This window comes from Pseudomonas sp. RIT-PI-r (assembly GCF_001297015.1).
Taxonomy (GTDB): Bacteria; Pseudomonadota; Gammaproteobacteria; order Pseudomonadales; family Pseudomonadaceae; genus Aquipseudomonas.
This window is the reverse complement of record NZ_LIGE01000033.1, coordinates 57538-79662: the sequence shown is the minus strand read 5'-3', so window position 1 is coordinate 79662 and position 22125 is coordinate 57538. Positions and strand designations below refer to the sequence as shown.

22 protein-coding genes, 1 tRNA gene and 6 pseudogenes are annotated in these 22125 nt (G+C 55.5%); 20 read left to right on the top strand and 9 right to left on the bottom strand.

Annotation, left to right across the window (positions count from 1 at the left end):
• Window positions 1–7 precede the first annotated feature (7 nt).
• Window positions 8–478: pseudogene (locus AK821_RS30505) on the bottom strand (phage terminase large subunit family protein); the annotation flags it as partial.
• Between AK821_RS30505 and AK821_RS30500 the strand changes: the two are divergent.
• From AK821_RS30500 to AK821_RS29595, 12 genes and pseudogenes are all read left to right on the top strand, one after another.
• On the top strand, window positions 443–607 hold the full coding sequence (locus tag AK821_RS30500) for a head completion/stabilization protein (protein ID WP_442965592.1): 165 nt from the start codon (window positions 443–445) through the stop codon (window positions 605–607). The pseudogene AK821_RS30505 and the gene AK821_RS30500 sit on opposite strands and share 36 nt — an antisense overlap.
• A pseudogene (locus AK821_RS19930) lies at window positions 607–759 on the top strand (tail protein X); the annotation flags it as partial. The gene AK821_RS30500 and the pseudogene AK821_RS19930, both read left to right, overlap by 1 nt.
• Window positions 760–838: 79 nt before the next feature.
• Window positions 839–1045: pseudogene (locus AK821_RS19925) on the top strand (Rz-like lysis system protein LysB); the annotation flags it as partial.
• Window positions 987–1199, top strand: a complete 213-nt coding sequence (gene lysC / locus AK821_RS31090) for an Rz1-like lysis system protein LysC (RefSeq protein ID WP_236708329.1) — start codon at window positions 987–989, stop codon at window positions 1197–1199. The pseudogene AK821_RS19925 and the gene lysC, both read left to right, overlap by 59 nt.
• A pseudogene (locus AK821_RS19915) lies at window positions 1196–1672 on the top strand (phage tail protein). Before lysC ends, AK821_RS19915 begins: the two are co-directional and overlap by 4 nt.
• A complete protein-coding gene (locus AK821_RS19910; RefSeq protein ID WP_064391231.1) occupies window positions 1669–2127 on the top strand; it encodes a phage virion morphogenesis protein in 459 nt (152 codons plus the stop codon). The pseudogene AK821_RS19915 and the gene AK821_RS19910 overlap by 4 nt, the downstream one beginning before the upstream one ends.
• Window positions 2128–2213: 86 nt before the next feature.
• On the top strand, window positions 2214–3107 hold the full coding sequence (locus AK821_RS19905) for a hypothetical protein (RefSeq protein ID WP_064391230.1): 894 nt from the start codon (window positions 2214–2216) through the stop codon (window positions 3105–3107).
• An 85-nt stretch (window positions 3108–3192) separates the two neighbouring features.
• Window positions 3193–3765, top strand: a complete 573-nt coding sequence (locus tag AK821_RS19900) for a phage baseplate assembly protein V (RefSeq protein WP_064391229.1) — start codon at window positions 3193–3195, stop codon at window positions 3763–3765.
• A complete protein-coding gene (locus AK821_RS19895; protein ID WP_064391228.1) occupies window positions 3762–4106 on the top strand; it encodes a GPW/gp25 family protein in 345 nt (114 codons plus the stop codon). Before AK821_RS19900 ends, AK821_RS19895 begins: the two co-directional genes overlap by 4 nt.
• Window positions 4103–5014: a baseplate J/gp47 family protein gene (locus AK821_RS19890; RefSeq protein ID WP_064391227.1), complete on the top strand. Its 912-nt coding sequence runs from the start codon at window positions 4103–4105 to the stop codon at window positions 5012–5014. The genes AK821_RS19895 and AK821_RS19890 overlap by 4 nt, the downstream gene beginning before the upstream one ends.
• Before the next feature lie 33 nt (window positions 5015–5047).
• Window positions 5048–5410: a hypothetical protein gene (locus AK821_RS19885; RefSeq protein ID WP_152974185.1), complete on the top strand. Its 363-nt coding sequence runs from the start codon at window positions 5048–5050 to the stop codon at window positions 5408–5410.
• A 156-nt stretch (window positions 5411–5566) separates the two neighbouring features.
• The gene (locus AK821_RS29595) at window positions 5567–6301 is read left to right on the top strand and encodes a DNA cytosine methyltransferase (protein WP_236708328.1); all 735 of its coding nucleotides are present in this window, start codon (window positions 5567–5569) and stop codon (window positions 6299–6301) included.
• 510 nt (window positions 6302–6811) lie between these two features.
• On the opposite strand, the gene AK821_RS19875 is transcribed toward AK821_RS29595, so the two are convergent.
• Together AK821_RS19875 and AK821_RS19870 are read right to left on the bottom strand one after the other, a co-directional pair.
• On the bottom strand, window positions 6812–7141 hold the full coding sequence (locus AK821_RS19875; protein WP_152974184.1) for a hypothetical protein: 330 nt from the start codon (window positions 7139–7141) through the stop codon (window positions 6812–6814).
• Between the two features lie 333 nt (window positions 7142–7474).
• Window positions 7475–8281, bottom strand: a complete 807-nt coding sequence (locus tag AK821_RS19870; RefSeq protein WP_064391224.1) for a toll/interleukin-1 receptor domain-containing protein — start codon at window positions 8279–8281, stop codon at window positions 7475–7477.
• 203 nt (window positions 8282–8484) lie between these two features.
• On the opposite strand from AK821_RS19870, the gene AK821_RS19865 reads away from it, so the two are divergent.
• The 3 genes from AK821_RS19865 (at window position 8485) to AK821_RS19855 (ending at window position 11123) form a co-directional block, all read left to right on the top strand.
• The gene (locus tag AK821_RS19865; protein ID WP_236708327.1) at window positions 8485–9453 is read left to right on the top strand and encodes an HNH endonuclease signature motif containing protein; all 969 of its coding nucleotides are present in this window, start codon (window positions 8485–8487) and stop codon (window positions 9451–9453) included.
• Between the two features lie 91 nt (window positions 9454–9544).
• Complete coding sequence (locus AK821_RS19860; RefSeq protein ID WP_064391223.1) at window positions 9545–10717, top strand: polymorphic toxin type 44 domain-containing protein; 1173 nt, start codon at window positions 9545–9547, stop codon at window positions 10715–10717.
• Window positions 10704–11123, top strand: a complete 420-nt coding sequence (locus AK821_RS19855; RefSeq protein WP_064391222.1) for a hypothetical protein — start codon at window positions 10704–10706, stop codon at window positions 11121–11123. Before AK821_RS19860 ends, AK821_RS19855 begins: the two co-directional genes overlap by 14 nt.
• A 3-nt stretch (window positions 11124–11126) precedes the next feature.
• Here the strand turns inward: AK821_RS19855 and AK821_RS19850 are convergent.
• A pseudogene (locus AK821_RS19850) lies at window positions 11127–11501 on the bottom strand (DUF4113 domain-containing protein); the annotation flags it as partial.
• Between the two features lie 5 nt (window positions 11502–11506).
• On the opposite strand from AK821_RS19850, the pseudogene AK821_RS19845 reads away from it, so the two are divergent.
• Window positions 11507–12220 (top strand): annotated as a pseudogene (locus AK821_RS19845) (tyrosine-type recombinase/integrase); the annotation flags it as partial.
• A 615-nt stretch (window positions 12221–12835) separates the two neighbouring features.
• Here the strand turns inward: AK821_RS19845 and AK821_RS19835 are convergent.
• Window positions 12836–13036 carry a hypothetical protein gene (locus tag AK821_RS19835; RefSeq protein ID WP_064391220.1) on the bottom strand — a complete coding sequence of 67 codons (201 nt, stop codon included), beginning with the start codon at window positions 13034–13036 and terminating at the stop codon, window positions 12836–12838.
• Between the two features lie 182 nt (window positions 13037–13218).
• Window positions 13219–13308 (bottom strand) — tRNA-Ser (locus AK821_RS19830).
• Window positions 13309–13603: 295 nt separating this feature from the next.
• On the opposite strand from AK821_RS19830, the gene AK821_RS19825 reads away from it, so the two are divergent.
• The 3 genes from AK821_RS19825 to AK821_RS19815 all read left to right on the top strand — a co-directional run bounded on the left by AK821_RS19825 (window position 13604) and on the right by AK821_RS19815 (window position 16340).
• Window positions 13604–14293 (top strand): crotonase/enoyl-CoA hydratase family protein, encoded by a 690-nt coding sequence (locus AK821_RS19825; protein WP_064391219.1) that lies wholly within the window; start codon window positions 13604–13606, stop codon window positions 14291–14293.
• Between the two features lie 218 nt (window positions 14294–14511).
• The gene (locus AK821_RS19820) at window positions 14512–15234 is read left to right on the top strand and encodes a lysophospholipid acyltransferase family protein (protein WP_064391218.1); all 723 of its coding nucleotides are present in this window, start codon (window positions 14512–14514) and stop codon (window positions 15232–15234) included.
• A 134-nt stretch (window positions 15235–15368) separates the two neighbouring features.
• Window positions 15369–16340 (top strand): magnesium and cobalt transport protein CorA, encoded by a 972-nt coding sequence (locus AK821_RS19815; RefSeq protein ID WP_064391217.1) that lies wholly within the window; start codon window positions 15369–15371, stop codon window positions 16338–16340.
• 108 nt (window positions 16341–16448) lie between these two features.
• Here AK821_RS19815 and AK821_RS19810 read toward each other — a convergent pair whose 3' ends face one another.
• The 3 genes from AK821_RS19810 to AK821_RS19800 form a co-directional block, all read right to left on the bottom strand.
• Window positions 16449–17171, bottom strand: a complete 723-nt coding sequence (locus AK821_RS19810; RefSeq protein ID WP_064391216.1) for an amidotransferase — start codon at window positions 17169–17171, stop codon at window positions 16449–16451.
• Between the two features lie 99 nt (window positions 17172–17270).
• Window positions 17271–19415 carry a 3-hydroxyacyl-CoA dehydrogenase NAD-binding domain-containing protein gene (locus tag AK821_RS19805; RefSeq protein ID WP_064391215.1) on the bottom strand — a complete coding sequence of 715 codons (2145 nt, stop codon included), beginning with the start codon at window positions 19413–19415 and terminating at the stop codon, window positions 17271–17273.
• Window positions 19416–19439: 24 nt separating this feature from the next.
• Window positions 19440–20645, bottom strand: a complete 1206-nt coding sequence (locus tag AK821_RS19800; protein ID WP_064391214.1) for an acetyl-CoA C-acetyltransferase — start codon at window positions 20643–20645, stop codon at window positions 19440–19442.
• 585 nt (window positions 20646–21230) lie between these two features.
• Here AK821_RS19800 and AK821_RS19795 point away from each other — a divergent pair.
• Window positions 21231–22052, top strand: a complete 822-nt coding sequence (locus tag AK821_RS19795) for a c-type cytochrome (RefSeq protein ID WP_064391213.1) — start codon at window positions 21231–21233, stop codon at window positions 22050–22052.
• Window positions 22053–22125: the final 73 nt, after the last annotated feature.

Sequence of the window (22125 nt, the reverse complement as noted above, 5' to 3'; positions counted from 1 at the left end):
TGTTCGATCAACAATAAATCTCCATACGCCCAGTATAGGCAGTGGTCTGCCCCTCAAGCGGTTCGTGGTGCAATGCGTGAAAGAGCGCCCAGGCCAGGTCGGCGTGGCCGGTGTTGTCGTTGCGGCCGGCGGTGTAGGTGTACTGGCGTCCGCCGGCGGTGACGGTTTTGCGGATCGCCATCAGCGACTGGGCCATGTCCGTCCAACCGGCATCGAATTCGAGCCGGCCCTTGTGGATTACGTCGTAGGCCTTGAGTACCAGGCGGGTTTTGACTTCGGGCGAGTAGCTGAAGGTGGTCACCGCCGGGAAGAACTGGCGCACCAGCTGGGCCACGCCGCTGCCCAAACCGGTCACGTCAGTGCCGATGTAGGTCACCCAGTAGCGATCGCAGACGCTCTTGATGAATGCAGCCTGCGCGGCGAAGTCCATGCCCCGGAATTGGTGGCGTTCGAGGATGCGGAATTTGCCGCCCGGTATGACAGCACCAACAGCGGCAACCAGAATGCCGAAGAACTGACCCCGAGCATCGACGAATTGCGCCGCGACCAACGCTGGGCCGTGCGCGACTTTCTCGGCCTCGGCCGCACCACCGTGGAGTTGATCTGATGGCCGTCAGCATCCGCGCCCAGCAAAACGATACCGTCGATGCCCTGTGCTGGCGTCACTACGGCCGCACCGCCGGCGTGACCGAAGCAGTACTCGACGCCAACCCCGGACTCGCCGACCACGGCCCGACCTTGCCGCAAGGCCTTCTGGTGTAAATGCCCGAAGCCCAAGCCGCCGCCTCGCAACGGCAGATGGTGAACCTATGGGACTGAACCGCCCGCGTTGCGCGACACCTTGCAACAGAAACGCAACGCCCAGACCACCCTGCGCACGCAACAGGACCATCTGCGCCAAGGGCTGGCAAAGCGCGAACTCACCATCGAGGCTCTGAAACGTGAAAACGCCGATCTACGCAATTGGGCTGCACAGCTTTTGCCTGATGCTGCTCGCCGGCTGCGCGAACGCCCCGCCCTCACCGGCGCCGACGCTTATCATTAATGGCTGTCCGGCCGTGGTGCCGTGCACGCTGCCGGCGACCAGCCCGCGCAGTAACGGCGATCAACTCACCGATCAGGATCGCGTCGAGGCTGCATGGGCAGACTGTGCAGGCCAGTTCGATATGGTTTACCAACACCAACAGGCTAAGCCATGAACAAGCCCGACAGCCTGAAAGCTCACCTGCTCGCCACGGTGGCCGAACTCAAGCACAACCCTGACCGACTGTTGATCTTCATCGACAACGGCAAGATCCGCTGCACCGCCGCGCAGTCGCTGTCGTTCGAGTACAGCTTCGACTTACAGGTCATACTCACCGACTTCGCCGGGCACCCCGATAGCGTGATGTTGCCGTTGTTGGGCTGGTTGAGCGTTCACCAGTCCGAGCTGCTGGAGAATCTGAGCAAGGCCGCTGACGGCATCCAGTTCGAGGCTGACATTCTCGACAACAGCCAAGTGGATATGAGCCTGACGCTGCCGCTGACTGAGCGTGTGGTAGTGGGCAAGGATGACTAGGGCAACACCACCATTCGCCATCCAGGTGAACCACAACGAGCGGCTGACTTTCTTAATCCGAACTGGATACCTGGTGTGCAGGGTACCGGGAGTGAATGGGTAGTGCCGAAATGAACAACCGCCTGGAAGCGCTTGAGAACTGGGCGGCGGGATTGCTCGGACAACTTGAGCCAGCATCGCGCAACAAGCTGGCGCGGAGCGTTGGCCAGGCGTTGCGCCGCAGCCAGCAACACCGAATCATTGCCCAACAGAACCCGGATGGCACCAAATACGCGCCGCGTATGCAACGCAATCTCCGAGGTAAGCAGGGTCGGGTAATGCGGAAGGTAAAGATGTTTAAGAAGCTGCGTACGGCCAGCTTTCTGAAGGTACAAGCCGACGGGAACGCCACCAGTGTCGGATTCACCGGGCGAATCGCCCGCATAGCTAGGGTGCATCAATACGGATTGAGGGATCGGGCTGAACGCGGCGGACCCGACGTAGCATACGAAAAAAGAGAACTGCTCGGTTTTACTGACGCAGATATTGATCTGATTCGGGATGACTTGCTCAAGAACCTCATCAGCTAAAAAAAGCTCGACTCCGACTCCATTGGCCTACCATTCGCGTAAGGATAATTGAATCCGCTGCACTCAGACGAAAACCAGGAGAGGTTATGAACGAAGATCCCAAGGATGAAAATATAGAGGGAGCCGAAAACCAGCAAACAATACCGGCCACACCTCGTCAACAACCCATTAGCAGTAGCCTGGCCGATATCAGAAAATGGATTGAAGAAGCACAAAAGAAAATCATTCCATTTCTTGAGCAGCTTGCAAAGGTTGATTGGCAAGCCGTAAAAGCAAGAATTGAAAGCATGCCAAAGCTTTCACGTGATGCAATGCAAACCGCCTCGGCCCAAGGGTGGTTCTTTAATATGCAGAACTCAATGGAAGACACCTTCGAGATAATTGAAGGGCTTCAGAACGCGACCAGCGAGCAATTAGACGAAATCTTGAAAGCTCACTTCACGAAAGACATGAATTGGTACGCAAGATCACTCTATGAGAAATATCCCGCGAGACGAACTGCAATTGAAGCTGCTGTACTGGCGCACAAAAACAAAGAGCAGAATGGTTACTTTGTCAGCATCCCAGTGTTTCTCGCACAAGCAGATGGTTTGCTTTCAGAAATAGCAGAAACTCCTTCAGCAATGGACAAAAAAAATGGCGTTGTAAGAGGTAGCACATGGGTAAAAACTAAAATTGGTAGTAATCAACAAGCAACTGATCTACTCCATCCAATACTGAACCTTCACGAACTTGACATATTAAAGAGCAAGGCAACCAGGGAGGCAGAAAGTTTTGCAATGGGAAAATCGTTTAGCGCACTCAACAGACACCAAGTCATGCATGGAGAGGTTTCCGACTACGGAACCGAAATAAACAGCCTCAAGGCATTTTCTTTCTTGGTGTGTGTCGGGTTGCATATTCCCGATGTAATCGCAAACTTGCACTTTCTCGATGATGGAGAAAATGAAATTCCACCAGAATCCAGAAAGGATGCGTAGCTCAGGTCTGGCATCGAATTGTAGGAGCTAACCGTACAGTGTCGGCTAGCTGTCCGTTCATGCGCATGGCGCCAATATCAGCGCCATGAACGACTTAGCCACCCTCGCCCGCCTGATCGAAAACCTCATCCGCCTCGGCACCATCGCTGCCGTCCAGATGAAGCCGCCGCGCGTGCAGATCAAAACCGGAACGCTCACCACCGGCTGGCTCCCATGGATCGCCCCCCGGGCCGGTGCCGACCGGGAGTGGAATCCTCCAACCATCGACGAGCAAGTCATCTTGTTCAGTCCATCCGGCCAACTCGGCAACGGCATCGTCCTGACCGGCCTGTTCAGTGACGACATGCCGGCCAACGGCGACCGCGAAGGCCTGCACCGAACGACCTACCGCGACGACACCGTCATCGAGTACGACAGCGTCGCCCACCACCTCAACGCCACGCTGGCCGAAGGCGGCACCACCAACCTGATCAGCACCGGTGGCATTCACATCGTCGGCCCAATCACCCATGAGGGCGACTACACCCAGACCGGCAACCAGAACGTCACAGGTAAGGTCACCGTGTCCGAAGATGTCATCGCGGCCGGCATTAGCCTGGTGAAGCATCTGCACGGCGGCGTCATGGCCGGCGGCGCGAAAACGGGGAAACCGGAATGAACCGAGAAACCGGCGCAGCCCTCGGCCTGGTCGAACACATCGCCCAGTCCATCACCGATATCCTGACCACTCGCATCGGCACCCGCGTCATGCGCCGCGAATACGGCAGCCTGCTCCCCGAGCTGGTGGATCAGCCGTTCAACGACTTCACCCGCTTGCAGGTATACGCCGCCACGGTCATGGCCCTGATGCGCTGGGAAACCCGCATCAGCCTCAGCCGTATCCAGTTCATCGGCGCGAACCTTCAGGGCCAGTCGTCGCTGGAATTCGAAGGCACCATCGTCGACAACAATCAGCCGCTGAGCCTGAACGTGCCTCTGCAACTGGGGGGCAGCGCATGAATACTTTTGTCGCCATCGACCTTGGCCAATTGCCGGCGCCGCAGATCGTCAAACAGATCGACTACAAGCAGATCCTTGCCGAGCGCAAGGCCTACGCCGTCAGCCTTTGGCCTGTGGAGGAACAAGCCGAGATCGCTGCACGCCTCAACATGGAGTCGGAGCCACTGACCAAATTACTCGAGGAAAACGCCTGCCGCGAAACCGTTTGGCGCCAGCGGGTCAACGAGGCATCGGTCGCCAACATGCTGGCGTTGGCCAAGGGCACCGACCTCGAACAACTCGCCGCCAACTTCAACGTGAAACGGTTGGTCATTCAAGCCGCAAACCCGGCAGCCGTGCCGCCCTTCCCAAAGCTGATGGAAAACGACGACAGCCTGCGCGAGCGCGCGCAAATGGCCTGGGAAGGCCTCAGCACCGCTGGCCCACGCAACAGCTACATCTTCCATGCTCGTTCCGCTGACGGTCAGGTTGCCGACGCCACCGCCGAAAGCCCGGCGCCGGCCGAAGCCGTGGTCACCGTTCAATCTGTGCTGGACGATGGAACAGCATCCCTGGCTCTGCTCGACAAGGTCAAAACCTACCTCAGTGATGACGACCGCCGCCCCGTCGCGGATCGCCTCACCGTCCAGGGCGCCGAGATCATCAACTACGAAATCAAGGCGCGGATCTACCCGTTGAGCAATGGCCCTGAGACCGAATTGGTTCTCGCAGCAGCCGAAGCCCAGTTGCTCCAGTTCGTGCATCAGCGCCGGCGCCTGGCACTGGAAGTTTCCGAATCCATCGTGCATGCCGCGCTGCACGTCGAGGGCGTGCGCAAAGTAGTGCTGGAAAACTGGGAAGACATCGTCGCCACCAAGTACCAAGCGCCATATTGCACGAGCGTAGAACTGACATTGGGGGTTGAGTGATGACCTATTAGTAATATCACTGGCCGCACACGCATGAAGATCGGGATGATTTTGGAGGGTGGCGACTTTCCAAATGGCACCACTGTTGTTTCGGTCGACAGTTCAGAGATTGTTGTCTCCAACATGTCGCAGACGGATGGCGCTGGTGAGTGGCAGCTTATTGGTCGGATTGCCGGCTCATGGACACCCGACACTTTTGAGCGGCACACCCATCCTGTCTCGATTGGTTCCGGCAAGGGGGACCGCGTAGCGCTCCTTTCCGCCCCTTCAACCTCTGCAGCTCATATCAAACATGTAGAGGCCTACAACACATCCCCGCCTTTAATCGGACCGGTGGGAAAGGAAGAAACCCGGCCACGCAACATCGCCTACCCGGCTCGAATTAAATTGATCTGAGGCCTTCATGATTACCTATTTGATTGATGATGCCGGCGCCCTGAGCGGCCCGGTGACGTTCCCTGATATTCCCGGTTTCGGTCCGCAACTCCCTGGCAACGCGGTGCAGGTTACCGCAGCGCCTGGCAAGTTGAACTCAACCCCATCAACCGGGCTGTGCTTGCCGATCGATTTCCCCACGCCCAGCAATTCGAAGACGTGCGCCACTGCGGCGCCCACAACCTCTGCTCTGTCGACGTCCTCACAGCGGGATTCCCCTGCCAGGACATCAGCATCGCCGGCACCCGAGAAAGTAATCGGGACACCCGAGGACTACGAGGCGAACGCAGCGGATTGTTTTGGGAAGTCATACGAATCCTCAAAGAAATACAACCTCGCTGGGTGGTGCTTGAGAACGTCGTTAACCTGCTCGCTGTGAACGATAGCCACGACTTTGAAACAGTCATCCGGGCCCTTGCGGGCTGCGGGTATGTGGGATTCTGGCGAGTGCTTAATGCTCAATATTTCGGAGTCCCCCAGCAACGTCGTCGAATATTCCTGGTCGCAGGTTTTGGACGCATGCCCCCCTTCGACTTCCTGGCTGACGCCGCGCCAGTGGACGCAATACCTCCAGCGTCTCAATCGCAGCACTGGCCACGCCCAGCGGATGTCTGGGCTGCCAATACTCTACTCGCGGACAGAGCCGCCTCTCAGATCGCTATGGGCTGTACCACTCTCGTCGCTCATGCGAACGGATGGGATCAGATGGCTGAGCGGCAGCGAGCGGCTGAGGATGATGGGTTTTGCCTCGGACTGGATGCGGCCAACCTTGCAGAGGCTTTCGGTGCCGGAAATGCCGTTGTTACGCAGGTGGCGGAGTGGGTAGCAAAGGTATTACTAACTACGAGCTAATTCTTTCTCGAAATCCAGCTCGGCGCTCGCAGCGCTTCTACTTCTCCATGGAACCTGAGGCTTGCGGAAACGATCAGTTTTAATTTAAATTCACCGTCCCATCATCTAACAGGGAGGAACCTGCCTTGAAAGAATTTTTGGGGTCAGAGGGAAGCTTAGTCTCAGTGGTGAAAGAGGCCTGGTGCCCGCACGCGCCCCTCTAACGCTTCCGGGGAGAAGCCAGCTGAATCCACATAGCTAGAGCCTACACAGCACCTCTCAGCGGTCTTCCGTCGTGAGCTGTTTTGGAAAGCCAATGCTCGGTAGGCTGGGGGAGCCTCAACTCAGTGAAGCTGATGCTGGTATTAGGGGGATAGTTCGATACCTCATCTGGCCTTCGAGGCCGAAGCTTCACGACTTTTTATCTAAAAAAACCTAGGACGCAGCTTGAGCTGATCGTTAAAAACAAGCGGATTCTATAACAAGAACCCGCACATTTTTCATTAGAAAGTATCAGTTTCTCGAGAAAACCTAATAACGTATATCCCAGAAGAAAAAAACGCCGCCATAGATTAAAGCAATGAACATCGCAGCGAAAAATACGCTTATGGCCAGTCCAAATGTCCAGCAGTATGCATAGTGTTCAGGCTTGGCATTTTCGAGGCGCCCCGAAAATAACCTCACCACCAAAAATAGGACGCCAATTGAAAGCAGAATACCTATAACAGCCGATACGCTTTTAAAGCCAATTTCAACAACACCTGCATTTTTAAAACCACCTATCGTCGCAAGCCAAGTAAAAGAAACGCCGGTCAGCGTGGCGATTGAACTTGCGATACTTAGCGCTTCAGACCCTTTCACCATAAATCTCCCTAGATAACAAAAGGCCACTAGTATCTCATGATTGGCCTCCCGCAAATCAATACTTTATTTGCATTTTTAATGGGCCATGCCCCATTCTCGTCGCTCACCCGAACGGATGGTCTCAGATAGCTGAGCGACAGCGACGTTTGAGGATGAAGGGCTCTGGCTAACATTGCAGCGGCTTTCGGTGGCGGAAATGCCGTTGTTACTCAGGTGTCGGAGTGGGCTGGACGGAGGTTGATTGTGGCGCGATAAGCATTAGCACCAACTCCTGGGCATCCCGTACTAATATTATTGGTACGGGATTGATAGCGTACCGTCGAACGTAAATTACGACATTAGCTTTCTTTTGATCGCATTTGCTATTTCGGGCAAGCCTTTACCATCATCCCAGTTTAAATATTTGTAAGCTTTCATCATTGCATGAATTTTATCTTGATCCACACCAGCGTTAACCATCAATACTTTTTTATTAGCTCTCATCAAGTCCATAAAGAACGTTGAAAACTCGGCTAGGGGCCACCCACTGGCGCTATCGAAAAAATTATTTGTTAATATAAAAACCCCAACCTTGGCATTCTCAATACCTTCATTCACCTTCAAATAAATATTGTCACCATAGTCGATTTCATAGCTATCCAACCACGTAGCTACATCCTCAGCCTGTAGGTATGCATTTAGTGGCCCGACGATTAGCTCCTTATCCTTGGATGAATGACTGATAAATACTTTCGACTCATTTCGATTCATCTTTTTATACTGAGGATTCATCATTTCTAACAGCTCCCGCTCTGGCCATATAAACATTGAATTTGGCTCACTTGTGAAAACCAAATCAATCATCCCATCCTCTAGAAAGGTGATTACATTATAAAAAATCACATCATTTAAAAATACATTATGGCGCTGTAACTTTTCAGGATATTTCGCCCGCAGCCACGACTCAAAGCCAACAGGGTCATTTTGAATATTAACGAGAATCGAGAACTCCAAGCAATATGGATTATTATTAATCACCGCCCCAACCGATGTAGCATAATTCGGTTCAAAAGTGCGCAAAATATCCTTCAAAAAATCTTTTTCTTTAACGCGAGAGCCGTAATCACACTCAAACATATACATATAGTTATTTATCATGGCAAACCCTATCCTGAATTATTTAGGCCCTTGGCTATAAACTATTTTGCACGAGAATTGACCCCCAACACTCCGGAATCATATCGACCAAATCTCCGCTTTCTGGATGGCTTCCGACCATTTCGCCTTTCCGTACCGTTTCACTAGCTAAAATCTGTAGGCATGCGCGGTTTGCGCACAGCTAACGAAACGGAGACTTCGTGTTGAAACGCCCATTCCGCACTGACGAAAGCATTCACGCCGAAAAAATCACCCGAGAGGCTGTCACGCCATTCCTGACGGGGCGTGGTTTCAAGGAAATACATGACCGCCGCAAAATTGCCGGCACAGCCATAAGCCAGCTCATTTCGACTACATCACCAAAAGGCGATCAAGTAAGAATGCGTGTTCGGCTGTGCTGGAGAAGACGCAGCGTCGATGACTTGAAGTATTCCGCTGCACAACTACGCGCCCGCTTAGTCGACGATGACTGGGACAAGACCATGCAGATGACAATGCAGCGCGATTTGGAACAAGGGGTCACACACAACCTCATACTTCAGCGAGACGGCGCCATTATCGTTTACGCGGCGCTTATACCCAGTCAAGAACTCAAAGGCATCTTTGACGCTCAAGCTCGGATCAGCCAAGAGTTGATCGACGGCGGTCAGATGAAAAACCTCAAAAAGAACCATGCGAAAAACGGTAGTAGTCCAACAATCTGGCTCATGGATGAACGCTCACCGAGCGCTCATAGAGTGGCAGACGCCCTATGGAACTGGCCCGGAGTGGTCGACTTGGTGAAGCTTCCAATGCTGACAATGAACAATAGTGATGACGCGCTGGACGACTGCCCCAGCCCGATCAATTACTCTGAACTCGGTACAGATACGCCCGTGCAACGAACAGTGCTTCGCGCTGAATATCCCCGAGATCGGAGGGTACGCGCTGCCGTCCTACAGCGCGCCAAGTCATGCGAATGGCGAGGGTGTTTGAATCAGCGCGAATACAAAGGCTTTCTCGATGTTCACCATATTCTCGGAGTGAAGCAAGGAGATCGTGCATGGAATTGCGTGGCTCTCTGTCCGAATTGTCATCGTGACGCTCACTTTTCGCCAGAATCGGACAGCATCAACTTAGCGTTGCTGGCTTACGCCGATCAGTTCAAGCCAATTAATTCAGAGTCCTCCTAGAGACCCATCGATTCGTTTCCGGTAGCCTTTCAATTCCCAGACGAGTACTGGGGAGTGTCAATGGATGAAGAGAAAACAAGGATGATACTGAATGATTTCTTCTGCTCGCTTGGGTGACAAGCACGTCTGCCCACTGCCAGGTCACGGAACCACCCCAATTGCCTCCGCCAGCGGTGACGTAAACATCAACACGATGGGCTCTGCCCGTGTTGGTGATACCTGTGGATGTGGCGCTGTCATCACAACGGGCTTTCCCTCTATCCAGGTGAATGGCCGCCCGATGGCCCACTTGGGCAGTCCCACCAGCCATGGCGGGACGATCATCACCGGATCAGGCGATGTCGGTGGTGGTTTTGTCATGGGAGATGCGGGGGGTGCGACAATCATCAACTTCATGGCACTCGGGGCCTTCCGCCCCGATGGTTCCGTGGACGATGAGAAGATGGCGACCTTGTTGGCCGATCCAAAGCTCACTGAAAAGGCCACTGCTGCGAATGCTCTGGTAGCACCGAAGCCCGCAGCCAAGCCACCCGTAAAAAAGCCGGAAAAGAAGCCCGAGCCAAAAGCTGAACCTGCTGTCTGTAAAGACCCTGACATGATGGAAAAGCTGGCACGCTACATCGCGGCCGAGATGAACACCAACATCAATAGCCCAGCCGTTCGCCAGATGAAGGAATTGAACAGCTACGACGCCCATGCCAAGACCAAGGAATACATGGCGCTGCCCTTTTACCTTCAGCTCGGTCCCAAACCGGACTTCTATAGCCTGGCGCTGGGGATGAAAGCCAAGGCTCTGGCCATTTGGACTGAGCGAGTCGGCCAAAATCGTCCTTGGGATCACAAACCGATTATCCGCAGGACCATCGGGGGCGTTTGGCACAAGCAAGGAAAGTACGAGTACTACTATGACATTTGGTCAAACGTTCATTACGGTTATGTCGGCAGGGCTGGAGGCCTATCCGAGAGTGCGCTACTGGATGGTGCCGGCGGTGAGCAAATAATTTCGGATGCTATACGCAAAGCCGAGGAAGTCGTAACGAAGCCTAAGGAACAATGGGAACTGCCCGGCCCAAACCGCTCAGCCAATGTCGACGGCCTGAGGGCATGGGATGATGCGCCCGATCGAATATCCATAAGCATCGGTGTGAATCTCTATCGCCAACATCCCAATGGGGGCATCACACCCAAAATGATCATGGATCAAGTCCTTGCAGTACCGCCAAAGGAATGGGGAAAAGGAATCAAACTACATGAATGCAATTAAAACCGGTCGCCAGTATGGGCGCTGGATCCTTCTGATACTCGTCGCCCTTCCAATCGCGTTTTGGTATTTAGGCTCCCCAGTCGTAGCGGTGAATTTTTCCCCGAACAGCGAGGGAGAATTTCACTACGTTTGGAATACTCAAGACAGGATTCATAGAGGCGATATCAAGCACGGTGGCTCGGCCGTTGAGTTCGGCTACCTATTCCCCGATGACGACTTTTTCATGATGTTCGATTGGTGGACTGATAAAGGTTTTCAGAGGTGCATCGACATCACCCCCAAATGGGGTCGAACCATTGACATCTATCTGGATGAAACAGGCAGGATCGATATCGCTAAAACAGGCCCGGAAGTTATTGCTCGATTGAAACAATGCACTGGCGAGCCTGACCCTTTCCGGCCCTGAGATTCAATTACATTTAACCGTCCACAAATGATCCAGATTCGTCGTAAAGCTCTGACTCATCATTTCCCTTCGCATCCCCCAATCAGGCGCTGCCGGCACACTGCCGGCGCGCAGCGTTCCGCTACCCCATCGTTGATTGATCTCGTCTAAAATCCCCATAACTTTTTCGGCGGCTAGCGGTTGTGATTGCGCGAACAGATCATCCGTAAACTCTCCGGGCTGTCGCAGATCCATCAGCAAAACTTCAGCTTTGCTGTATCTGAAGCCCGGCCGAAACAGACGGTTGATTGCATCAGTCGCAGCCTTGGTCAGCAGCCGCACATCATTCGCAGGGTAAGGCAGTTCAACCAGCGCCCCATTGGCGTACTTGGCCTCCTCCGTTCGTGCGCCTGCCGGATCCTGAGGCGCCGGATCCGTTCACCCGAGCGGAGATAAAGCAGATTCTTGAAACGCCGACCTTACGTATGCAGGAGGTCTTGATGGTGCAGTTCATGATTTGGGCGGGGCCGCGGGTTTCAGAAACGATTGCGCTGGCTTGGGAGGATGTCGATCTGGAGCAAGGGACGGTGACGTTCCGCCGATCGAAGGTGCGCGGGGCCTATCGAGTGACGAAGACTCGACGGTCGACGCGGAGAATTCGGCTGCTGGCGCCGGCTTGGTATGCGCTGCGCAGTATTGATGCGATCAACAAAGTGAAAAGAGCCGAGACAGTCGAGATTGTCGAGATTGTCGAGATTGTCGAGATTGTCGAGATTGTCGAGATTGTCGAACGGGATAACAAGACGGTTCGCAAGCACACGCTGCGCTTTGTATTTGTGAACAGCAAAAGCGGGTTGCCGCACGTGAGTGATTTTGTGGTGCGAGATCGGTTTTTTAAGGCGCATTTGAATGCGGCTGGGGTTCGGTATAGAGGGCCGGGGCAGTGTCGGCATACCTATGCCAGTCAGTTATTGACTACGGGAGTGGCTTCGATTGATTGGATCGCGGAGCAGATGGGACATACAAATGGGAATATGATTCGGCAGCAATATGGGACATGGATTAATGAGGATGGGCCGGATATCGTTGGAATGCTTCAGCATGCTCTGAATTTCTAACGTCAACGTTCAGGGTCTGAGTACAATCTCATCCATTGGCAGCTAAGTGGATAAGTCTCTTAGGTTTTACTGGTTCTTCTCAACAGGACGTTCGAGGTCGTTATCAATACCATTGATTTTTTTTCAAAATATGATGCACTCGCTGACAAACATCAGGATGGAGAGCATGACAATTTAACGCTGATTGTAAAAAACCACCTACTTTTCGAGGAGATGTTTAAAGACTACTGCATCGTCAAAGGTGGTAACCCTCGCAATAAGAAATTTTACCAGATACTGAATATGACTCGAGAGTTCTGTCCTGAGAATAGGCAGTTCGATTGGGCATGGGAGGCTGTCGGCAAACTGAACAAAATCCGCAACATGATCACGCATCAACTCGTACCAGACGAGCTCGAGTATGCCGGACTTGTGAACGCTATTACCTCTGGATCTGAAGATCTCATACCTGGCCCTAGGACGCTGAAAAATAGCCTAGCTCATCTGTTCGGCTTCATGATGGCAATAATGAGTGTAACGCAGTAATCCCACAGAATAGCCGGGGCAAAAAAAGCCCCCGCATCTGGGCAAGATGTGGGGGCCGTTTTTACAGAAGTAGCGTATTGGTACGCGACCTTACACGTATTTGTGTTCTGGCAGTGGCTCTTCGTCACCCAACCAACCCAGAATGTAGCGCGACACCGGGCCATCGGATTCGCGCGACGCGGCCGTTACCGCGCTCAAAACCACCCAACCGCCTTCGACGTGTTTGTTAACCACGTGCGCCTGGTTCAGCTCGCGCACCTTCTTTACATCACTAATCAAAAACTCGGCCATCAGTGCAACTCCTTGTATGAAGTGGGTAGTGTACCCAGCGAACGAATGCTACGGGGAATCCTTTCCTTGGATTAGAGGCCGCTGTATTCCCATATCGTTCCCAAATGGCGCTTTTTCAGACGCAAAAAAACAAAAACCCCCGACTTTCTCTAGGAAAATCAGGGGTTTGCGTTTACTGAATGTGGCGGTGAAGGAGAGATTCGAACTCTCGATACAGTTTCCTGTATACACACTTTCCAGGCGTGCTCCTTAAGCCACTCGGACACTTCACCGTATCTCTTCAAACATGTTCTGTCTGTCGAGGCGCGCTAATGTAGTCGAAAGCTTTTCCGATGGCAAACTTTTTTTCAGATTTTTCATGCGGTTAAGCGAAAAAGTGGTTTTGGCCGCGGACGGGCCATGGCAAACCGGCCAATCTTTGGTAATGGCGCCTCTTCTATATAGAAGGAGAATGGCGTGCTGCGCCGGGCGGGGCTGAAAACGGTGACTGGCGGGTCAGTCACGGCGCTTTACCTGGCTGGCGTCGGGGGGGAACGTCTGCCCATCTTTCTTACAAGGAATAGCGTCATGAGTGAGTTGATTTCCTACCACCTCGAAGACGGTATCGCGACCCTGACCCTGAGCAATGGCAAGGTCAATGCCATTTCCCCGGACGTGATTGCGGCGTTTAACGCGGCGCTGGATCAGGCGGTGACTGATCGTGCCATCGTGATCATTACCGGTCAGCCGGGAATTCTGTCCGGCGGCTATGACCTGAAAGTGATGACCGCCGGCCCTAAAGAAGCGGTGGCGCTGGTGACTGCCGGTTCGACTCTGGCGCGTCGCCTGCTCTCTCACCCGTTCCCGGTAATTGTCGCTTGCCCGGGCCATGCCGTGGCCAAAGGCGCTTTCATCCTGCTGTCCGCCGATTACCGCATCGGCGTCGATGGCCCGTTCAGCATCGGTCTGAACGAAGTGCAGATCGGCATGACCATGCACCACGCCGGTATTGAGCTGGCCCGTGATCGTCTGCGTCGTTCGGCGTTTCACCGCTCGGTGATCAACGGCGAGATGTTCGATCCGCAAAGCGCCGTGGATGCCGGCTTCCTTGACAAGGTGGTTTCCGCCGAGGAGTTGCAAGGCGCCGCTCTGGCTGCCGCACGTCAGCTGAAGAAGATCAACATGCTCGCGCACAAGAACACCAAGCTGAAGGTGCGCAAAGCGCTGCTGGAAACCCTGGACAATGCGATCGTTCAGGATCAGGAACATCTGGGTTAATCCCCAAAACTCTGCGGCGAAGAACAGCCCGACCATCGTGTCGGGCTTTTTCTTGCACGCTCGATTGAAAATCGCTGTAGCGGCTCTAGGACGGCACTGACGAGCCGCTTGGAAACATGCGCTTAAACATCGCCTATCTCCGCACTCTATAGCGGCAATTGCCGAAAACAGTGCACATCCGTACACTGCGCCACCTTTTGTCCCGGTGGGGCCTGAAAATGCTGTTCGTGTTTCGTATGTTATTGATGGGCCTGCACTTTATTCTGGCAGGCGTACTCGGGGTGATCCTCGGGATCTGCCGCCCGTTCAACCCGGACAACAGCCGTCTGTGCGCCCGCCTCTACGCATTGCCAGCCATGTGCATTTTGCGCCTGCGGGTGAAAACGGACGTCAGCGGCCTGATGAACAAGCCTGACAGCTGCGTGATCATCGCCAACCATCAGTCCAACTACGATCTGTTCGTGTTCGGCAACGTCGTGCCCCGTCGTACTGTGTGTATCGGCAAGAAGAGCCTGAAGTGGGTGCCGCTGTTCGGCCAACTGTTCTGGCTGGCGGGCAATGTGTTGATCGACCGGGGTAATGCGCAAAAGGCACGGCAGTCCATGCTCACGACAACCAACACTCTGCAGAACGAAGACACCTCGATCTGGGTGTTCCCCGAAGGCACGCGCAATCTCGGCGAAGAGCTGTTGCCGTTCAAGAAAGGCGCGTTCCAGATGGCGATTGCCGCTGGCGTGCCGATCGTTCCGGTATGTGTCAGCAGCTACATCAAACATATGCACTTGAATCGCTGGCGCAGTGGGAAAATCCTCATACGCTCGCTGCCGGCCATTCCTACCGCCGGATTGACGATGGACGACATGCCCATGCTCATCGATCAGTGCCGCGAGCAGATGCGCGAGTGCATCGAATCGATGGATCGGCAGTTGCAAGCTGCCTGAAAATGAAACCCGCCCTGTGCGGGTTTTCTTTTGCCCGCTGAACTGTGCAGATTTCACTGACTCTCAAGCAGCGACACGGCTAAGCTGAAGCCTTGCATTCCCTGCCATCTGCCAAGAAGAAGTGAATCACCACCATGGGTCGAGTTGTTGCTGCTGCGGTGTACAGCGAAGGTAAGAAAGTCACCAATATTTCCCTTGATGAAGGCGCGGCCTGGGCCGCAAAAACCGGCCACTTTGTCTGGATCGGCCTGGAAGAGCCCGACGCGCGCGAGCTGTCCAACCTGCAACGTCAGTTCAACTTGCACGAACTGGCCATCGAGGATGCGCTGGAAAAACACAGTCGGCCAAAGCTGGAAACCTTTGGCGACGCTTTGTTTATCGTCACCTACTCGCCCATCCGTGAAAACGGCGTCCTGCAGTTCATTGAAACGCACATCTTCGCTGGCAAGGGCTACATCATTACGGCGCGCAATGGCCACTCGGCGTCCTACGCCCATGTCCGCCAACGGTGTGAGGCGCGTCCGCTGTTGCTGGAGCATGGGGAAGATTTCGTACTGTATGCGCTGCTGGATTTCGTTATCGAGAATTATCAGCCGGTCGGTGAAGCGATCCATGCCGAGATTGATGAGCTGGAGCGTAACGTGCTGTGTAGCGCATTAAACGAGCGTGACATTCAGAAGCTGCACGGTTTGCGCCGCGACGTTGTGCGCCTGCGCCGGTACGCGGCACCGATGGTGGAGATTGGCGAGGAATTGCAGAAGCTGAGCTTCCCGTTTATCGACAAGAACATGCGCCCGTACTTTCGCGACGTGCAGATCCACGTGACACGGCAGATGGAAGACCTGAGCACCTTGGCCGACATTGCCAGCCAGACCATCGAAATTGGTGTGCTGCTTGAGGCGTCACGCCAGAGCGTGGTGCAGCGCAAGTTCGCTGCCTGGGCGGCGATTCTGGCGTTTCCGACGGCGGTGGCGGGGATTTACGGGATGAACTTCCAGAACATGCCGGAGCTGAGTTGGCATTACGGCTATTTCGGTGTGCTGGGGTTTATTACGGTGGGGTGTGTGAGTTTGTGGGCGAGTTTCAAGAAGTCGGGGTGGTTGTAGAGCAGACCGAGTTGTCTGGAACATTCGCGAGCAGGCTCGCTCCCACATTGATCGGTGGCGCACCGAAAATCTAATGTGGGAGCGAGCCTGCTCGCGAAGCTTTTGGCCTTAAACAGTTTCTGGCTTATGCGCGACAAAGCGCATCATCCACTCTGCAACCGTGGCGCCGTGATGCTCCTGCTCGAGACTGGCCACGCCCTTGCTGTAGATCTGCGCACCCAGCGCTTCCTGACGCAAATCCAGCAAGGCCCGGGAGTAATCGTGGATGAATTCCGGGTGGCCCTGGAAGCACAGCACCTGATCGTTGATGTGATACGCCGCAAACGGGCAGAAATCGCTCGAAGCAATGACCGTAGCGTTTTCCGGCAGCGCAGTGACCTGATCCTGATGGCTGATCAACAGCGTCAGTTCTTCACGCACCGGGCTCATCCACGGCGCCTTGGCAGCCAGTTTGTAATTGTGAGTGCCGACGCCCCAGCCCTGAGTCGCACGCTCGCTCTTGCCACCCAGCAGCAATGCCAGCAATTGATGACCGAAGCACACGCCGAGCAGCTTGTCGCCGCGCTCGTAACGGTTCAGCAGGTATTCCTTGAGGGTCTGGATCCACGGATCGGTGCCAAACGAATCGGCCTTGCTGCCGGTGACCAGGTACGCATCGAAGGTTTGATCGTCGCTCGGGTATTCGCCTTGCATCACGTTGTAGACGGTGAACTCGGCGGCGATCGGCTGCTGCGAGAACAGGCGCTGAAACATCTGCCCGTAACCCTGATATTGATCGACCAGTTCCGGACGCAGGATGTCGGTTTCCAGAATGCAGATGCGTAGCGACATAAAAAATACCTGACACGTGATGGGAATAATGAACACCCCAGAGCCTGCCTTGAAACACCCTGGCAAGGCAAGCCCCGAAGTGCTCGCTCCCCGCTCCCCTTAGAACATTTCACCTTTTGCGGCTTTATCCAGCAGCAGCGCCGGCGGTGTGAAGCGCTCGCCATACTGCTCGGCCAGATACTGCGCCCGGGCGACGAAATCCTTCACCCCATACTGATTGATGAATTGCAGCGCACCGCCAGTCCACGCGGCGAAACCGATACCGAAGATTGAGCCGACGTTGGCGTCCGCCGTCGAGGTCAACACGCCCTCCTCCACGCAGCGCACGGTTTCGATGGCTTGTATAAACAGCAAACGATCACGCACATCCTTCGGCGAGATTTGCCCGTCGGCCCTCTCGAAACGCGCCTTCAGTTCCGGCCACAAATGCTTCTGGCCTCCCGCCGGATAATCATAGAAACCGCCACCTGCGGCCTTGCCCGGACGCCTGTATTCGTTGAGCAGCAAGTCAATCACGGCGAAAGCCGGGTGCTCAATCAGCGGTTTCCCTTCCGCCTGTAGGTCCTTGGCCGTTTGCTTGCGGATATGGCTCATCAGACTGAGGGAAACTTCGTCAGAGATCGCCAGAGGCCCGACCGGCATCCCGGCCTTGCGCGCTTCGGTCTCGATCATCGGCGCGCTCACGCCTTCGCCGAGCATCGCGATGCCTTCATTGGTGAAAGTGCCGAATACGCGTGAGGTAAAGAAGCCGCGACTGTCGTTGACCACGATCGGGGTCTTTTTGATTTGCAGGACGAAATCGAAGCCGCGCGCGAGGGTTTCATCGCTGGTCTGCGCGCCTTTGATGATTTCCACCAGGGGCATTTTTTCCACTGGGCTGAAGAAGTGCAGACCGATGAATTTGCTTTGATCCGGCACAGCAGTCGCCAATCCAGTGATCGGCAGTGTCGAGGTGTTTGAAGCGATGACCGCTTGCGCGCCGACAACCTGCTGGGCAGCAGAAGCAACCTTGGCCTTGAGTTCGCGATCCTCGAACACCGCTTCGATGATCAGATCGCACCCGGCCAGATCCGCATCGTTCTCGCAGGGTTTGATCCGTGCCAGCACAGTCTCACGCTGTGAGACTGTCATCTGGCCGCGAGCGACTTTCTTGTCCAGCAACGCCGCCGAATGGGCTTTGCCTTTCTCGGCCGCCGCCAGGTTGATGTCCTTGAGCACCACATCGATACCGGCCGAAGCACTGACGAAAGCGATCCCGGCGCCCATCATCCCGGCACCGAGCACGCCGACCTTCTGCGTTTTATACGGCGCAAAACCCTGTGGCCGCGAGCCACCGGCGTTGATCTCGTTGAGCTGAAACCAGAACGTGCCGATCAGGTTTTTTGAAATCTGCCCGGTGGTCAGTTCGGTGAAATAACGGGTTTCGATCAAGTGCGCGGTGTCGAAATCGACCTGAGCGCCCTCAACCGCCGCACACAGAATCTTCTCCGGCGCGGGCATCGTGCCTTGGGTCTTGCTACGCAGGATCGACGGCGCAATCGCCAGCATTTGCGCGACTTTCGGGTTCGACGGCGTGCCGCCAGGAAGCTGATAGCCCTTCACATCCCAACGTTGTACCGCTGCCGGATTGGCAACAATCCACGCGCGAGCCTTGGCCAGCAGTTCATCGCGATCCGCCGCCAGCTCATCGATCAAACCAGCCTGCATCGCCTGCTGCGGACGGACTTTCTTGCCTTCGAGCAGATATGGCAGCGCTTTCTCGATGCCGAGCATGCGCACCATGCGCACCACCCCGCCGCCGCCCGGCAACAAGCCAAGGGTCACTTCCGGCAGACCGAGTTGCACCGCTGCATCATCCAAAGCCACGCGGTGATGACAGGCGAGACAGATTTCCCACCCGCCACCCAGTGCTGCACCGTTGATCGCCGCGACCACCGGTTTGCCGAGGGTTTCCAGAGTGCGCAACTGACCTTTCAGGGTCAGTACCATGTCGTAGAAGGCTTTGGCTTGCGGCTTGCCGACCTTGATCAGTTCATTGAGGTCGCCGCCGGCAAAGAAGGTTTTTTTCGCTGACGTAATGATCACACCAGCAATAGTGTCTTTTTCGGCGACCAGCCGGGCGACACACCCGGCCATGGCCTCGCGGTACACGGCGTTCATGGTGTTGGCGCTCTGGCCCGGCATGTCGATGGTCAGCACGACGATGGCGTCCTGGCCTTTTTCGTAACGAATGGCTTCGCTCATAACAAGGTTCCTTGGATTCGGGGCTCAGAGGCGTTCGATGATGGTGGCAATGCCCATGCCGCCGCCGACGCACAGCGTCGCCAGGCCATAGCGCAGGTGCCGCGCGTCCAGTTCATCGAGCAAGGTGCCGAGGATCGCGCAACCGGTGGCGCCCAGCGGGTGGCCCATGGCGATGGAGCCGCCGTTGACGTTGACCTTCTGCGGGTCAACGGCCATGTCCTTGATGAACTTCAACACCACCGAGGCAAACGCTTCGTTGACTTCGAACAGGTCGATGTCTTCCACGCGCAGGCCAGCCTTGGCCAGCGCTTTGCGCGTGGCAGGCGCAGGGCCGGTGAGCATGATGGTCGGATCGGTGCTGGTGACTGCCGTGGCGACAATTCGCGCCCGAGGTTGCAGGCCCAGCGCGCGGCCCTTGGCTTCGGAACCGATCAGCATCAGCGCCGCACCGTCGACAATCCCGGAACTGTTGCCCGGCGTATGCACGTGATTGATCCGTTCGACGTGGCTGTAGACCCGCAGCGCGGTTGCGTCGAAGCCCATCTGGCCGATCATTTCAAAACTCGGCTTGAGCTTGCCCAAGCCCTCAAGCGTCGATTCGGCACGAATGAACTCATCGTGATCGAGCAGAATAATGCCGTTCTGATCCTGCACTGGCACCAGGGATTTGTTGAACGAACCATCGGCCCGCGCCCGTGCGGCTTTCTGTTGCGAATGCAGCGCGTAGGCATCGACATCCTCGCGGCTGAAGCCTTCGAGTGTAGCGATCAAATCCGCACCGACACCCTGCGGGGTGAAGTGGCTGTGCAGGTTGGTTTGCGGATCCAGCGCCCAGGCGCCGCCATCGCTGCCCATCGGTACCCGCGACATCGACTCGACGCCGCCAACCACCACCAGGTCTTCGAAACCGGAGCGCACTTTCATCGCGCCGAGGTTCACCGCTTCCAGCCCCGAGGCGCAGAAGCGGTTGATTTGTACGCCGGCCACGCTGACGTCCCAGTCGGCCACTTGCACGGCGGTTTTGGCGATATCGGAGCCCTGATCGCCAATCGGCGTGACGCAACCAAGGACCACGTCATCGACCTGACTGGTGTCCAGCGCGGTGCGCGTTTGCAGTGCGGTCAGTAAACCGGCAACCAGGTTCACCGGTTTGACACTGTGCAGGGCACCATCGGCCTTGCCTTTGCCGCGCGGCGTGCGTAACGCATCGAATATCAAAGCTTGGGTCATGACGTCCTCGAACCAGTGCGGTGATTGATTTCCTGTGGCTCCACTCTTGCCCCGAGCAGCCATTGATTCAATGACCACAGCGCTCAATGCGCTTGACCCGCACGCTCAGACGGACGGTCATCATGCCTTGGGTGAACCGGTTCAGGTCGGCGAGTTGTCTAGCAAGCGGGCGGCAAAGAAGCTGGCAATACGCCTCATGCCTTTTTAATCGCAAATGACAACGGCTCCATATGAAATGGATCTAAGCCAAGCGTGACGCGGGCCCTAAGGTAGTACTTGTACGTCAGAGTCGTCGGGTTTTGCCGAGGCCGGCGTCCTTCAACAGGAAGTGCAGCGCTTGCCGTCATGGATATGCAGGCAGGCATCAGGAAATAACAATAAAGGCGGTCAAGCCATGTTCAAACAACCGAAAGTTCGTCAAGCAGGGCTCATTCTTTTCGCCACGACGCTGTTGTTGATTTTGCCGAATTTGACCAAGGTAATCGGCTGAATCGAGCGGCAGGTGCTATCTATCGCCACTGAAAATATGACTGGCCCGCTACCCGGGCCAGCGTGGCTGTGCCAACCTTTGCGCACTCCCACGACATGGACGGCGATCATTTGAAAGCGCTCATTGTGTTCGCGGCCATGCTGCTGAGCATGCCCTTGTCTGCCGCCCAGCTGCAATTGCAGTTGGGCGCAAACAGCCGCACCTGGCAGACCGAGGAATTGCTCAAGCATCCTCAGGTGCAAACCCTCACGATTAAAAACGATGTGTCCTACAAGAAGGACATGACCTATCGCGCCGTGCCCATGGCCGCGCTGCTCACCGGAATCAGACCCGACGATCACCTGCAAGCGGTGGCGCTGGACGGCTTCGCCGCAGAACTGGCCGCTGCGCCGCTACTCAACAGCCAAGGCTCGCGAGCCTGGCTGGCAATCGAAGACCCAGCCCAGCCGTGGCCGCCGTTGTCCGAAGGCAAGCACAGCGCCGGGCCGTTCTATCTGGTGTGGACTGACCCGCAAGCCGGCAATATCAGCCCCGAGCAATGGCCGTTCGAAGTGGCGAGCATCAAGCGCATGGCGCCGGTGGCTGAGCGCTTCCCTGCCCTGTTGCCGGATCCTGCGCTGAAGGCGGATGATCCGGTAAATCTAGGGTTTGCGCTGTTTCAGAAGAATTGTCTGGCGTGTCACCGTTTGAACGGTGCGGGGGATGCCCAGTTCGGGCCGGATTTGAATATTCCGTATAGCCCGACTGAGTATTTCGGGGTGGATTTCTTGAAGCGCTACATTCGTGATCCGCAGAGTTTGCGTCAGTGGCCGCAGGCGAAGATGCCGGGGTTTTCGGTAGAGGTGTTGCCGGAGGGGGATTTGCAGATGTTGATCGGGTATTTGCAGCATATGGCCGGGCGCAAGGTTAAGCCCTGAGCACATTTCCTTGTAGGAGTGAGCCTGCTCGCGATAGCGGAGTGTCAGACACTGATAATTCAACTGTCAGACC